Origin of the sequence: Rhizobium phaseoli (assembly GCF_010668805.1) — a bacterium.
Lineage (GTDB): Bacteria > Pseudomonadota > Alphaproteobacteria > Rhizobiales > Rhizobiaceae > Rhizobium > Rhizobium phaseoli_A.
Genome location: NZ_WUFT01000003.1, coordinates 407,272 through 421,752, shown reverse-complemented (window position 1 = coordinate 421,752; position 14,481 = coordinate 407,272). Strand labels below are relative to the sequence as shown.

At 61.7% G+C, this 14,481-nt stretch carries 10 protein-coding genes; 2 read left to right on the top strand and 8 right to left on the bottom strand.

The window, feature by feature from the left end:
• Positions 1-479 precede the first annotated feature (479 nt).
• Positions 480-2,420 (top strand): M23 family metallopeptidase, encoded by a 1,941-nt coding sequence (locus GR197_RS07140; protein WP_164007964.1) that lies wholly within the window; start codon positions 480-482, stop codon positions 2,418-2,420.
• Positions 2,421-2,523: 103 nt separating this feature from the next.
• Here the strand turns inward: GR197_RS07140 and clpB are convergent, their stop codons facing one another.
• The 6 genes from clpB to GR197_RS07110 form a co-directional block, all read right to left on the bottom strand.
• Positions 2,524-5,124, bottom strand: coding sequence for an ATP-dependent chaperone ClpB (clpB, locus tag GR197_RS07135; protein ID WP_164007962.1), 2,601 nt, complete (start codon positions 5,122-5,124; stop codon positions 2,524-2,526).
• A 250-nt stretch (positions 5,125-5,374) separates the two neighbouring features.
• Positions 5,375-6,115: a DUF4167 domain-containing protein gene (locus tag GR197_RS07130; protein ID WP_164007960.1), complete on the bottom strand. Its 741-nt coding sequence runs from the start codon at positions 6,113-6,115 to the stop codon at positions 5,375-5,377.
• A gap of 342 nt (positions 6,116-6,457) precedes the next feature.
• Positions 6,458-7,318 carry a peptide chain release factor N(5)-glutamine methyltransferase gene (prmC, locus tag GR197_RS07125; RefSeq protein ID WP_164007958.1) on the bottom strand — a complete coding sequence of 287 codons (861 nt, stop codon included), beginning with the start codon at positions 7,316-7,318 and terminating at the stop codon, positions 6,458-6,460.
• Positions 7,315-8,394 (bottom strand): peptide chain release factor 1, encoded by a 1,080-nt coding sequence (gene prfA / locus GR197_RS07120; RefSeq protein WP_164007957.1) that lies wholly within the window; start codon positions 8,392-8,394, stop codon positions 7,315-7,317. The genes prmC and prfA overlap by 4 nt, the downstream gene beginning before the upstream one ends.
• 29 nt (positions 8,395-8,423) lie before the next feature.
• Complete coding sequence (gene ptsP, locus GR197_RS07115) at positions 8,424-10,691, bottom strand: phosphoenolpyruvate--protein phosphotransferase (RefSeq protein ID WP_164007955.1); 2,268 nt, start codon at positions 10,689-10,691, stop codon at positions 8,424-8,426.
• Positions 10,692-10,780: 89 nt separating this feature from the next.
• On the bottom strand, positions 10,781-12,055 hold the full coding sequence (locus GR197_RS07110) for an aspartate kinase (protein WP_003566987.1): 1,275 nt from the start codon (positions 12,053-12,055) through the stop codon (positions 10,781-10,783).
• 297 nt (positions 12,056-12,352) lie between these two features.
• Between GR197_RS07110 and ubiG the strand changes: the two genes are divergently transcribed.
• On the top strand, positions 12,353-13,108 hold the full coding sequence (gene ubiG, locus GR197_RS07105; protein WP_164007953.1) for a bifunctional 2-polyprenyl-6-hydroxyphenol methylase/3-demethylubiquinol 3-O-methyltransferase UbiG: 756 nt from the start codon (positions 12,353-12,355) through the stop codon (positions 13,106-13,108).
• A gap of 69 nt (positions 13,109-13,177) precedes the next feature.
• On the opposite strand, the gene GR197_RS07100 is transcribed toward ubiG, so the two are convergent.
• Positions 13,178-13,606 carry a DUF1178 family protein gene (locus GR197_RS07100; protein WP_164007951.1) on the bottom strand — a complete coding sequence of 143 codons (429 nt, stop codon included), beginning with the start codon at positions 13,604-13,606 and terminating at the stop codon, positions 13,178-13,180.
• Complete coding sequence (locus GR197_RS07095; protein WP_164007949.1) at positions 13,603-14,475, bottom strand: carbon-nitrogen hydrolase family protein; 873 nt, start codon at positions 14,473-14,475, stop codon at positions 13,603-13,605. Before GR197_RS07095 ends, GR197_RS07100 begins: the two co-directional genes overlap by 4 nt.
• Between the last annotated feature and the right edge of the window lie 6 nt (positions 14,476-14,481).

Here is a 14,481-nt window from a genome sequence, read left to right as displayed (position 1 = left end):
GAACACAAACCAGCAATCGCTAATCCGCTTGAGTTTCTTTAGAACGAAAGACTTCGTCGCCAGCAGCGCCGCCGCCCTCGTTCAGTGAGTGGGCTTATAGAACTAACCCTCCCAAACAGTCAACAGCGCTTTTCGAAAAAACTGATTTTTCTTTCAAACTATTGTTTTTGAAGGCGAAATTTCAGACCGCATGGAAATGCAGTCGTTTCCCGGATTCCGACCGAGCTGACACGGCCAGGAAAATGAACCTCTTTCGACTTTTTGGGGGAGGAATGCTTTTTCCGCTCCACCGCGCCCCGACATCATCACAATCTGCTGGTCTTAAGAGACACACGATTCACACAGGCAAATGCAGGCAGACTGCCTTTCCCTGTGCGATTTGACTTCCATGCCTATAATATGCACATCTTTCGCCCCAGCCAGGATGGCCGAGAAATGCTTCCAGAGACGTCGAATGTAAGGACGCGGACCCGACTGCCATGATGACGGAGAAAATGATGATCCGCTCGTTGGGCAACGAGCCTCCGCTTCTGGCCGACGGCAGACGTGCGCCCGACCGCCGCGAGGTTTCCTTGCGCTGGCTCTCGGGCACGTTCCTCACCGGCATTACATCCTCCGTCCTAATGGGCGTCGCCCTTTTTGCCGCCCTTGACGGCCGCCAGCAGCTGGCAATCCCCGCCGAGGCCTATGCAAGTGCTGCCGCGGACGCGCACGAGGATACGACAGTGGTGCGCGGCGGAAGGCTGATCGCGCCCGCCATCGCCGCAAAACCGTCCGACCGTGCCATCATGGAAGTTTCAACCGTCGTCCACGATGGCGAGAAAGAGGTCGTTCGTCGCCAGCCCTTCGCGCATGTGAAGATGACGCTGGCCGCCAACCATGTGGCGACCGAGGACTATCCCGACTTCGATCCCCTGGCGATCTTTTCCGCCGACGAGCCGCAGCCCGCCCCGCAAAGCCGCACCGGCGCGCTTTACGGCTCCGATGTCGAATCCGAAGTCAGCCTGAAGACCATTTCCTTCCCGACCGGCAAGAGCAGCATGAAGATGGCGTCCGGCCTGTCGCTCGAAGAGGTCGAAGAGAATGTGCGTTCCAATGGCTCGGTGCTGACCGATGGCAACACGCAGCTTGCAGCCCTTTATTACGTCGATCCGCGCCGCTTCTCCAATGAGGATGCCGATGTCGATCTGACCGCCGGCCTGTCGGCTCGCGTGCTCGAACAGAACATGACCGTTTCCGCATCGGAATCGATCACGCCGCAGACCGAGGAGTTCGCCGACGACATCCTGCCCGTCCGCGTCGACACGCCGATTGCCAAGGCGCTGACGGATTCCGGCTATCCGCAGCAATATGCCGATGGCATTGCCGGGTTTATCTCGCAGCAACTGGGTTCCGCCGATCTCGACAAGGGCGACGTGCTGCGGATCGGCATCATTCAGAAGGGCGAGCAGGCAAAGATCATCCGAGCCAGCGTCTATCGTGGCACGCGCCATCTTGTCACCGTCGCCGTCGACGACAAGGGCAGATACGTGCCCGGAAGCGAGCCGCCAATGCTGGATGCCATCGCCACCGCCTTCGATGACAATTCCTTCGCGCCGCCACCCGGCCAGAACCTGCCGCGCGTCTATGACGGCATTTATCGCGCGGCCCTGTCCTACGGCATGACCAAGGATATGACGGCGCTGATCATCAAGCTGCTCGCCAGCAATGTCGATTTCCAGGCGCAGCTGAGGTCGACCGACAGTCTCGAAGCCTTCTTCTCCGTCGCCGACAGCGCCGGCCAGGCGACCGAGGATTCCGAACTGCTCTACGTCAACGCCCGTTTCGGCGACACGCAGACGCGCTTCTACCGCTTCCAGGATCCCGACGACGGCACGGTCGACTATTTCGACGAGAACGGCAAGAGCATCCGCCAGTTCCTGCTGCGCAACCCGGTTCCGAACGGCATCTTCAAATCGGGCTTCGGCATGCGCCGTCACCCGATCCTCGGTTTCGCCCGCATGCACACCGGTGTCGACTGGGCGGCTCCTCGCGGTACGGCAATCATCGCCGCCGGCAACGGCACGGTCGAAAAAGCCGGCTGGGATTCCGGCGGTTACGGCAACCAGACGATCATCCGCCATGCCAACGGCTATGAATCCTCCTACAATCACCAGAGCGCCATCGCCAAGGGCGTTATCCCCGGCGCCAAGATTCGTCAGGGTCAGGTGATCGGCTGGGTCGGCACGACGGGCGAGTCCACCGGACCCCATCTGCATTACGAGCTGATCGTCAACGGCACCAAGGTCGATCCCTTGCGCATCCGTCTGCCGGGCGGAAAATCGCTGCAAGGCGAGGCGCTGGCGAAATTCGAGGACGAGCGCAAGCGTATTGATACGCTGCTGAACAATCAGACGGCAGATCAGGTGGCGAGCAAGTAATCGCCGCTATGGCCGGCAAGCAGATGAACCGTTCAGTCGTTTCGCCCCCGCCAAACAGAAATGGCGGCCAAAGCCGCCATTCTCGTTCATCCGGAGAAACGGCTTAGGCCGCTTCGCTCACCGTCTGCCGCGTCCTGAACTGCAACCGGTCCGAACCGCTCGTCACCTTCACCGTCGATCCATCAGGCACCTGGCCCGACAGGATCTGCTCGGCCAGCGGATCCTGCACGAACTTCTGGATCACCCGCTTCAACGGCCTTGCGCCGTAGACCGGATCGTAACCCTTGTTCGCCAGCCAGTGGCGGGCTTCCTCGTCAAGGTCGATGACGATCTTGCGTTCGGACAGTAGCGCCACCAGCCGCTTCAGCTGGATATCGACGATCGCGCCCATCTCCTCACGCTTCAGCCGGTGGAACAGAATAATCTCATCGATGCGGTTCAGGAATTCCGGCCGGAAATGCCCGCGCACGACCTCCATAACCTCCTCGCGAACCGTATCGCTGTCGTCACCGTCCTTGAGCTGCGTCAGATATTCGGCGCCGAGATTCGAGGTCATGATGATCATCGTGTTGCGGAAATCGACGGTCCGCCCCTGGCCGTCCGTCAGGCGTCCGTCATCCAGCACCTGCAGCAGGATGTTGAAGACGTCTGGATGCGCCTTTTCGATCTCGTCGAACAGCACGACCTGATACGGCCGGCGGCGCACGGCTTCCGTCAGCGCCCCGCCTTCGTCATAACCGACATAGCCCGGAGGCGCACCGATCATCCGGGCAACGGAGTGCTTCTCCATATATTCCGACATGTCCATGCGCACCATCGCCGTTTCGTCGTCGAAGAGGAAGCGGGCGAGCGCCTTGGTGAGCTCCGTTTTACCGACGCCGGTCGGGCCGAGGAAAATGAACGAGCCGATCGGCCGGTTCGGATCCTGCAGACCGGCGCGGGCGCGGCGCACCGCGCGCGACACCGCCTGAACCGCATCGCCCTGGCCGATTACCGATTTCGCCAGTTCGTCTTCCATCCGAAGCAGCTTGTCGCGTTCGCCCTCCAGCATCCTGTCGACCGGAATGCCGGTCCAGCGGGAAACGACATGGGCGATGTTGTCGGGGATAACCACCTCCTGCACCATCGCGCCGCGTTCGCCATCCTGCCTCTCAGCGTCGACCAGCTGCTTTTCCAGATCCGGGATGACACCGTAGGTCAGCTCGCCGGCGCGCTGGAATTCACCCTTGCGCTGGGCAATCGCCAGTTCGTTGCGGGCATCGTCGAGCTGCTTCTTGAGATCGGCGGCAAGGCCGAGCTTCTGCTTTTCCGCCTGCCAGCGGGCCGTCAGCGCATCGGCTTCCTCTTCGAGGCCGGTCAGTTCGGTCTCCAGCCGCTTCAGCCGGTCGGCCGAGGCGACGTCGGTTTCCTTCTTCAGCGCCTCGCGCTCGATCTTCAGCTGGATGATGCGGCGGTCGAGTTCGTCGAGCTCTTCCGGCTTGGAATCCACCTGCATGCGCAACCGCGCCGCCGCCTCGTCCATCAGGTCGATCGCCTTGTCGGGCAGGAAACGGTCGGTAATATAGCGGTTGGAAAGCGTCGCAGCCGCCACCAGTGCCGCATCGGCGATGCGCACCTTGTGATGCTGCTCGTATTTTTCCTTCAGGCCGCGCAGGATCGAGATCGTGTCCTCGACCGTCGGCTCGTCGACGACAACAGGCTGGAAGCGGCGGGCAAGCGCCGGGTCTTTTTCGACATGTTTGCGATATTCGTCGAGCGTGGTCGCACCGACGCAATGCAGCTCGCCGCGGGCAAGAGCGGGCTTCAGGAGGTTGGAGGCGTCCATTGCCCCATCGGCCTTGCCGGCACCGACCAGCGTGTGCATCTCATCGATGAACAGGATGATCTCGCCGTTCTCAGCCTGCACCTCGTTGAGCACGGCCTTCAGCCGCTCCTCGAATTCGCCGCGGTATTTCGCACCGGCAATCAGCGCGCCCATGTCGAGCGCCATCAGCTTCTTGTCCTTCAGCGATTCCGGCACGTCACCGTTGACAATGCGCAGCGCCAGACCCTCGACGATCGCCGTCTTGCCGACACCGGGTTCGCCGATCAGCACCGGATTGTTCTTGGTACGGCGCGAAAGCACCTGAATGGTGCGGCGGATTTCGTCGTCGCGGCCGATCACCGGGTCGAGCTTGCCGTCGCGGGCTTCGGCGGTGAGATCGCGGGCGAATTTCTTCAGCGAGTCGAAACCCTGCTCGGCATTGGAAGAATCCGCCGTCCGGCCCTTGCGGATGTCGTTGATGACTTGGTTCAGGCCCTGGGCCGTCACGCCGGCGTTTTTCAGCGTCGAAAAGGTCGATGCCGAGGATTCGATCGCCAGCGCCTGTAGCAGGCGCTCAACGGTGACGAAGCTGTCGCCGGCCTTCTTCGCCGCCTCTTCGGCGGTCGAGAGCACCTTGGCGAGCGGCTGCGCCAGATAAATATTGCCGTTACCGCCGGAAATTTTCGGCAGTTTGGCCAGCGCTGCGTCATTGGCGAGGCGCGCAGCCTTGGCATCGCCGCCGGCGCGCTCGATCAGCGACGCCGCCATGCCCTGATCGTCGTCGAGCAGGACTTTCAGCACATGTTCGGGCGTGAATTGCTGGTGACCCTGCGCCAGCGCATAGGTCTGCGCCGACTGGATGAAGCCGCGCACCCGCTCGGAGTATTTCTCGATATTCATATTCTACCTCCATGAATCGCCCTGCCCAAATCAGGCGCAGACCGATGATTGAGATCGACCCCCTGAAAAGGCAGGCCGCGCTTGGCCCATCTCAGATTTGGGCGAAGCAGTCGAGGAGAATATGGTACCCTGTTCTGCGAGTTTAAAGAGCCGACAAAACGAAAATCCCCGGCGCGAGGCCGGGGATTTTCGTTGCAATTCTAACAGATGGCATGAACCTCACGCTCCTCCTGAAGGAGAAGCGAAATTCTCATTCCGATGCGGCGTCAGCCAGTACCGGCGCCTCGCCGGACGAGCCCTCGCCCTCGGCGGCTGCTTCGCCCTCAGCGCCGCGGCGCGGGCGACGGGGACGGCTGCCGGTGCTGCGACGGCGGGGCTGGCGCGGTTGACCGGCGGAGCCTTCCTCATCCATGGCGACCTCGGCCGGAATGCCTTCGATCTCCGGCTGCGGGCCGGTTCCGTCGATCATCTCGGGCTGGGGCGCCGGTGCAGCCGCCGGGGCGGGCGCCGGTTGCGGCTGTGCCTGCGGCCGGTGCTGCTGCCTGCTCTGCGGCGGCTGGACGATAACGACATCGTCGCCGTCATTGTCGTTGTTATCCATATCGTCGCCGTCCCGATCCGCACCGTCGCGGTCAGAACCATCGCGATCATATTCGCCGCGATCGTCGCGCTGGAAGCGTTCCTGCATCTGCGCCTGGGCGCTGGCGATGATACGATAATAATGTTCGGCGTGCTGGAGATAGTTTTCGGCAATCACGCGGTCGCCGGAGCTTTGGGCGTCGCGGCCGAGCTGTGCGTATTTTTCGGCGATATGCTGCGCAGTACCGCGAATCTTCACATCGGGGCCGGAACTGTCATAGGTCCGGGTCAGCGGATTGCCGCCCTTGCGGTTGAAATTGTTGTTATTGTTATTGTTACTTCCGCCGCCGCCGCCGCCGTTATTGTTGTTACCACGCCCTCGACCGCGCTTGTTCTGCTGTCCTGGCCTCATAGATCGTTCACCTGAATTCTCTGTTTATGATGGATACATGGCACCAACCGCCATGACCGAAAAGCAGGTCAGGACCTTTGTGCCGCGAGCATACTGCGCCTTTGCGCCGACCTGCCGCTTGGTTTTCAAGTCAGATTGACTGATTCACGCATTGGGTCGTGTTCAACCGTTGAAACTCTCGTTTAAAAGAGCGGACCCCCGAGGCAAACCAAGTACCGAACGAATCTCGTTCATTCCCATCTGCCCAACACGTAACCGCAACCTATATTGCTTCCCTGGGAAATCCAAGCCTTTTCTTCGCAATAACAACAATGTCCCGTTCAATGCAGCAACTATCGCCTGTCACGCGAGCGCGAACACGAGCACCCTATCGTTCTGACCATAATCTTTTACGGATTTGAGGCATTTGAAGCCTTTCGCTTCAAAAATCGCCGTCACATCGTTTCGCTGATCGTAGCCGATTTCCAGCCCGACAACCCCATCAGGCCTCATGAACCTTGCAGCATCCTTGGCGATAGCGTTGTAGGCGTCAAGCCCCTCCGGGCCGCCATCCAGAGCCGCAACCGGATCAAATTTCGTCACTTCGGGAGCGAGATCGTGAATGACATTGGAAGCAATATAGGGCGGATTTGAGACAATCACGTGAAACGAACCCTGGATGCTCTCGAACCATTTCGACTGTACGGCTTGAAAACGATCCTGCAATCCGTGTCTTTCTGCATTCGATCTTGCCGTCCGAAGTGCATCCGCCGATATGTCGCTGCCGATACCTGACGCTTCAGGACATTCGCTCAAAAGCGCAAGGCATATCGCCCCTGTCCCGGTTCCCATGTCAAGAATATGGAGGCGGTCTTGTACCTTTGCAAGGTCCTTGAGATAGGCAAGCACCGTATCGACCAGGATTTCGGTATCCGGCCGCGGTTCAAGCGTTTCCACTGAGAGCCGAAGCGGCAGGCCATAGAACTCCCGCTCGCCGAGAATACGATGCACGGGCTCATGGCCGAGCCGGCGCTCCACCGCCTTGAAAATCAACTCCGCCTGCTCGAGAGAAAGCCTCTCGGACGATCGCGTCAAAAGCTCGGTCGGCGATAGTTTCAGAAGGCCCGCGACAAGCAGTCGCGCATCGGTCGCCGGGTCGGCGACACCTGCTTCGATGAAGCGGCGGCGCGCTTCGGCAAGCGTATCGGCGACCGTCGCGCTCATTGCTGCTCGCCGAGCTGCGCCAGCTGGCTTGCCTGATAATCGGCCATCAGCGCATCCACCACCTCCTCGATCTCACCTTCCATCATCCGGTCGAGCTTGTAGAGCGTCAGATTGATACGGTGGTCGGTGATGCGACCCTGCGGGAAATTATAGGTTCGGATGCGTTCCGAGCGGTCGCCGGAGCCGACCTGGCTCTTGCGGTCGGCCGAGCGCTCGCTGTCGGCCCTCTGCCGCTCGGCATCGTAGAGCCTCGAACGCAGCACCTGCATCGCCTTGGCGCGATTCTGGTGCTGCGATTTTTCCGAGCTGGTGACGACGATGCCGCTCGGCAGATGGGTGATGCGCACCGCCGAGTCCGTCGTATTGACGTGCTGGCCGCCGGCACCCGAAGAGCGCATCGTGTCGATACGGATATCCTCCTGGCGGATCTCGATGTCGATCTCCTCGGCCTCCGGCAGCACCGCCACCGTTGCGGCCGACGTATGGATGCGCCCGCCCGCCTCGGTCTCTGGCACACGCTGGACGCGATGCACGCCGGATTCGAATTTCAGCTTGGCGAACACGCCCCGGCCGGTGATCGTCGCGATGATTTCTTTGTAGCCGCCGGCTTCGCCTTCGCTTGCCGAGAGCACCTCAACCTTCCAGCCTTTTTCCGCCGCGAAACGCTCGTACATGCGAAAGAGATCGCCGGCAAAAAGGGCCGCTTCCGAGCCGCCAGTGCCGGCGCGGATTTCGAGGATGGCGCTCTTCTCGTCAGCGGCATCCTTCGGCAGCAGCAGGATCTGCATCTCCTGCTCAAGCGCCTCGATCTGCTCTTTCACCTCGGGCAGCTCCAGCTCCGCAAGGTCGCGCATGTCGCGGTCGACCGACTTGTCTTCGAGCAGCGTTTCGAGATCGGCAAGCTCGGCGATCGCCTTCTCATAGGCGCGGATCTTCGTCACGACGGGCTGCAGCTCGGAATATTCGGATGCGAGCTTCACATAGACATCGGCAGCCGGACCGGCCGACATGCGCGCTTCGATCTCGCCGAAACGGCGTTCCAGCTCGCGCATCTTTTCAACGGGAAGCTTCGCCACCCTTCACTCCGATTCTTCTTAGTCTCTGTCTAAAGGGGAATATTGTGGCTTTCGGCAAAGCGGGCAAGCACCTCGCGCATCGGCATCATGGCGTGGATATCGTCCAGCACCTCGTCCATCGCCTTGGTCAGCACCCCGACATCGAGCCCGAGCAACATTGCCTTCACCGGTCCGATCGAGGCCGGCGACATCGAGATCGAGCGGAAGCCGATGCCGAGCAGCGCCATCGCCGAGATCGGTTTGCTGGCAAGCTCGCCGCAGAGCGTTACCGGCGTCTTGTTCCGGTCGGCGCCGCGCACGATATCGCGCAGAATGCGCAAAAACGGTTTACCGAGCGGATCGAAGCGGTCCGAGACCCGCGCATTGCCGCGATCGACCGCCATCGAGAACTGGAAGAGGTCGTTCGAACCGACAGAGACGAAATCGACCGCCTCCATCAGTTCATCGAGCTGCCAAAGCAGTGCAGGCACTTCCAGCATCGCACCGAATTGCAGCTTGCGCGGCAGCCCGTGGCCGAAGCGCGAGAGATGCTGCACTTCCTTCTGCAACAGCTCGCGCACGATCTTCAGCTCGGAAACCTCGGTGACCATCGGCACCATCAACTTCAGCTCGGTGTCTGCCGACGCTTTCAACAGCGCGCGCAACTGGGTGCGCAACAGTCCCGGTCGGTCGAGCGACAGTCGGATGGCGCGCCAGCCGAGTGCGGGATTTTCTTCCTCATGGCCGCGGAAATACGGCACGACCTTGTCGCCGCCGATATCGAGCGTACGGAAGGTGACGGGCCGGCCCGCCGCCTGTTTTATCACATTACGATAGAACTGCTCCTGCTCGTCCGCCTTCGGCATGGTGGAGGCGATCATGAACTGCAGTTCGGTGCGGAAGAGACCGATGCCCTCGGCACCCGATTCCGAAAGCTGCGGCAGGTCGACCAGCAGCCCCGCATTCATCATCAACGCGATCCGCTGTCCATCCTTGGTCACCGGCTCGACGGCGCGCAGCGCCCGGAACTGCTCCTGCCGCCTGGCGCGGAAGCGAACCTTTTCCTCGTAGGAACGCCGGTGATCGGCCATCGGCCGCAAATGCACGTGTCCCTCGTCGGCGTCGATGATCACGGCATCGCCGTTCTCGGCGAGCGCCACCACACCGGCTGCCTGACCGATGACCGGAATACCCATGGCGCGCGCGACGATCACCACATGGCTCGTCACCGCGCCTTCTTCCAGCACCAGCCCGCGCACATTGGCACGCGGATAGTCGAGCAGCTCGGCCGCCCCCATGGCACGCGCCAGGACGACCGCGTCATTGGGGAAACCTTCGGCGGTCGTCCGCCCGGTATAACCCGTCAATTGTCTGAGCAGCCGGTTCGCCAGATCCTCGAAATCATGCATGCGTTCGCGCAGATAGGGGTCGGTCAACCGCATCATCCGGGCTTTGGTGTCGCTCTGCACCTTCTCGACCGCCGCTTCCGCCGTCAGGCCGTTGCGGATCGCCTCCTCGAGCTTGCGCACCCAGCCCTGGTCATGCGCGAACATGCGATAGGTTTCGAGCACCTCGCGGTGTTCGCCCTCCATCGACACGTCGCGACGCGACAGCATGTCGTCGATCGAGATCCTGAGCGAGCCCATGGCTTCAGCCAGCCGCCGGATTTCCTTCTCGGCATCCTCGTTGAGCAGGTTGGTAACGACGATGCGCGGCTCGTGCAGCACGACGTAACCAAGGCCGATGCCGTCATTATAGGTGTCGCCGTCGACGGTCACCGAACGCGTCAGGTCGAGTTCGAGGCCCGGCTTGGTGATCTTTTTCAGCTCGCCGGTGGCGATCATCTCGGCCAGCACCATCGCCGTCGTCTCGAGCGCTTCCAGCTCCTCCTCGCGATAGTTGCGGCTCGCCTTGTTCTGCACGACGAGAACGCCGAGCGAGCGCCCGGTCCGAAGGATCGGCACGCCGAGGAAGGAATGGTAGATTTCTTCGCCGGTTTCCGGCAGGTAGCGGAAAGCAGGATGCGACTGCGCATCGGAAAGGTTCAGCGGCTGCGCCGAGGCCGCGATCGTGCCGACCAGGCCTTGCCCCATCTTCAGTTGCGCCAGGTGCACGGCCTCACGGTTGAGGCCTTCGGTCGCGTAGAGTTCGAGCACGCCATCGGCGCGCAGCACGTAAACCGAGCAGACCTCGGCCACCATGTTGCCGGCGATCTGGCGGACGATCCGGTCAAGACGATCCTGCGGCTCCAGCGGCTCCGCCATCAACTCGCGCAGCCGCCTGAGCAGCACGCGCGGACCGCCGGAAAGGTCTCTCATGGCGTCTCAAGCTCCCGAAACAAAGCACTCAGTCCCGGCGGGCCGGCCCTCGTCTCCTCAACCTGAAGGGGCAGGCCGCCCACTGGGAATCAATTCTTATCCAGACCGTAGCAGGAATGCAAAGTCCTGACAGCGAGTTCCGCATAAGGACCGTCGATCAGGATGGAAATCTTGATCTCGGAGGTCGTGATCGCCTTGATGTTGATGCCTTTTTCGGCAAGTGCACGAAATGCGGTAGCGGCAACGCCAGCGTGGCTGCGCATGCCGATGCCGATGACCGACACTTTCACCAGCCCCGATTCGTTCTGCACGACATCGTAGCCGATCTTCTCCTTATGGTCGCCGAGCACCTTGATCGCCTTCTCGACGTCGCCTGATGGCACGGTGAAGGTCATGTCGGTCTTCGACCCGTCCTCGGAGATATTCTGGACGATCATGTCGACATTGATATGGGATTCCGCGAGCGGCCCGAAGATCGCCGCGGAAACGCCCGGCCGGTCGGCAAGACGGCGAAGCGAGATCTGAGCCTCATCCTTGGCATAGGCGATGCCGGTGACTACTTCCTGTTCCACGATTTCATCCTCGTCACAAATCAGCGTTCCGGGCGGGTTTAGCAGATCACCCATGCCCGGAGCATCGGGATCTTCGAATGACGAGCGCACGAAGGTGCGCACCTTGTGCACCATTGCAAGCTCGACTGAGCGCACCTGCAGCACCTTGGCGCCGAGCGAGGCCATCTCAAGCATTTCTTCGAAGGCGATCTTCTTCAGCCTGCGCGCCTTCGGCACGATGCGCGGGTCGGTCGTGTAGACACCGTCGACATCGGTATAGATATCGCAGCGATCCGCCTTGACTGCTGCCGCGATGGCGACGGCCGACGTGTCGGATCCGCCGCGGCCGAGCGTTGCGAGGCGGTTGTCTGGTCCCAGTCCCTGGAAGCCGGCAATGACGGCAACCTGCCCCTCGCCCATCCGCTTGACGATGTCGGAACCGTCGATTTCCATGATGCGCGCCGCGCCATGCGCGTTGTCGGTGCGGATCGGGATCTGCCATCCCTGCCAGGAGCGCGCATTGATATCCATCGCCTGCAATGCGATCGCCAGCAAGCCGGAGGTCACCTGCTCGCCGGAGGCGACCACCGCATCATATTCCCGCGCATCGTAAAACGGCGAATTGGCGCCGATCACCTTCGGCATGCCTTGGACCCAGCCGACCAGTTCATTGGTCTTGCCGGACATGGCCGACACCACAACCGCCACCTCGTGGCCGGCATCGACTTCGCGTTTGACATGGCGGGCGACGTTCTTGATGCGGTCCAAGTCAGCGACGGACGTGCCGCCGAATTTCATTACGATGCGTGCCATATGCCTCTACCACGACTGGCGCCGGGAAAGCGGAAAACCGGACCCGGCATCACGAAAGCTCTGGGACGGACCGCTTGGCCAGAGAGCCGCGCCCCCGACTTTTGGAACCGCTCAAAAAGCCTAGGTCCTCAAGGCCCCAAGTTGCGGCGTCTCTTAGCGAGTTTGGCGGGGGGAGGCAAGCGCGCGCGATAAAAGCGTTTGGCGACCGGCTTTGCGCTCATCGGTCCCCGGGTCTGCGCCCCTTGACTTATGCCCGCGATCGTCCGACTTCACATCCTACGAACCAAGGAGTGGACGATGACGGAAGGCGCCAGAAGCACGATCGACCAGGGCGAAGTGGACCGCTTCTCGGCGATGGCGGCAGAATGGTGGAGCCCGACCGGCAAGTTCAGGCCACTGCACAAGTTCAATCCCGTCCGCCTCGCCTATATAAGAGACAAGGTCTGCGAGAATTTCGGCGGCGATCCGAAGAGCGCTCGCCCGCTGGACGGCCTGCGTGTGCTCGATATCGGCTGCGGCGGCGGCCTGTTGTCCGAACCGGTTGCCCGCATGGGCGCTTCCGTCGTCGGCGCCGATCCGTCCGAAAAGAATATCGGCATCGCCTCGACCCATGCCAAGGCCTCCGGCGTTTCGGTCGATTACCGCGCCGTTACCGCCGAGGAACTGGCGGACGCCGGCGAAACTTTCGACATCGTCTTGAACATGGAAGTGGTCGAACACGTCGCCGACGTCGAGTTCTTCATGACCACCTGCGCGAAAATGGTCCGCCCCGGCGGCCTGATCTTCGTTGCCACCATCAACCGCACGATGAAGGCGGCCGCCCTTGCCATCTTCGCTGCCGAGAACATCTTACGCTGGCTGCCGCGCGGCACCCATCAGTATGAAAAACTGGTGCGCCCGGAAGAGCTGGAAAAGCCATTGGCGGCAAGCGGCCTCGAAATCACCGACCGCACCGGCGTCTTTTTCAATCCGCTGTCGAACCAGTGGAGCCTGTCCAAGGATATGGACGTGAACTATATGCTGCTGGCCAGGCGGCCGGCACAGTTGACTTAGTAAGCCGGCTACATTTTCAGCAGCGCGATAGGCAGGCGGTATGAGCAAAGAGGACATGCGGATTGCATGTCAGTTCACATCTTCGGGCAACACCGGAATGGCAGCGATCTCGATGCCCTCTTCGAGCAGCGCCTGCGCCTCGTCGACCGTCGCCTGGCCGATAATGCCGCGGGCATCCGCCTCGCCATAGTGGATCTTGCGGGCTTCCTCGGGAAACTGCGTGCCGACGTCCTCGGAATTGGCCTTGACCGCCGCGACCGCCTCTTTGAGTTTTTGCAGGGCATCCTGACGCATGGCATCCATCGCCAGCGTCTGCCTCTCGTCCTTCTTGCGCGCCGTCGACACCGAAGGCGCCATCAAGAGCTTGGAGACGGCGGCGGAATGACAGACCGGACAGGTCAGGAAACCGGTCGCGACCTGGCGATCGAAATCGGCACTTTCGGAGAACCAGCCTTCGAATTCATGGGTATTATCGCAACTGAGGGAATAGCGGATCAAGCGGCGACGCCTCCGGCGACTGCCCCCGCAATCTTCTCGACCGAGAACTCCCGGCCGTTCCTCAGATTCGGGATCTTGTCATGCGCAGCCTTGACCGCGGCGGGATCGATCTCGGCGATGATGACCGCCTCACCGGTGGCGCCGGCCGATGCCAGCACCGTGCCCCAGGGGTCGACGATCATCGAATGGCCGAAGGTCTCCCGGCCGTCCTCGTGCCGCCCGTTCTCGTGCCGGCCGGCCTGCGCGGCGGCGATGACGAAGACACCGTTCTCGATCGCGCGTGCCCTGAGCAGTATCTCCCAATGCGCTTCGCCGGTCTGCTTGGTAAAGGCGGCGGGAACTGTCATCACCTCGGCGCCGGCAACCGCCTGGGCGCGGAAGAGTGCTGGAAAGCGCACATCGTAGCAGATGGCAAAGCCCATTTCGGCAAAAGGCAGCGACAGGACACGCGCTTCGGAGCCGGCTGTATAGGCGGCACTTTCGCGCCAGCTCTCGCCATTGTCGAGGTCGACGTCAAACATATGGATCTTGTCGTAGCGATTTAGAATTTTGCCGTCGGGACCGAACAGGAAGCCGCGATTGGCAATCTTGCCGTCGGCCAGCGCAATCGCCGTCGAGCCGACATGCATGTGGATGCCGAGTTCCCGGGCGAGTTCCGAGCCGGTCCTGACGATGACGTCATGCGTCTCGTCTGCAAGCACGGCGCGCGCCGCCGTGCGGTCGCGCTGCAGCATGCCGGTCATTTCGGGCGTCTGCACATAGGTCGCACCTTGGGCAACCGCCTCGCGCACCAGCCGTGCCATGGCCGCGGCATTCTTTACCGGATCGACCCCGGAGCACATCTGGACGGCGGCGGCCTTGAAACTCATCGGCTC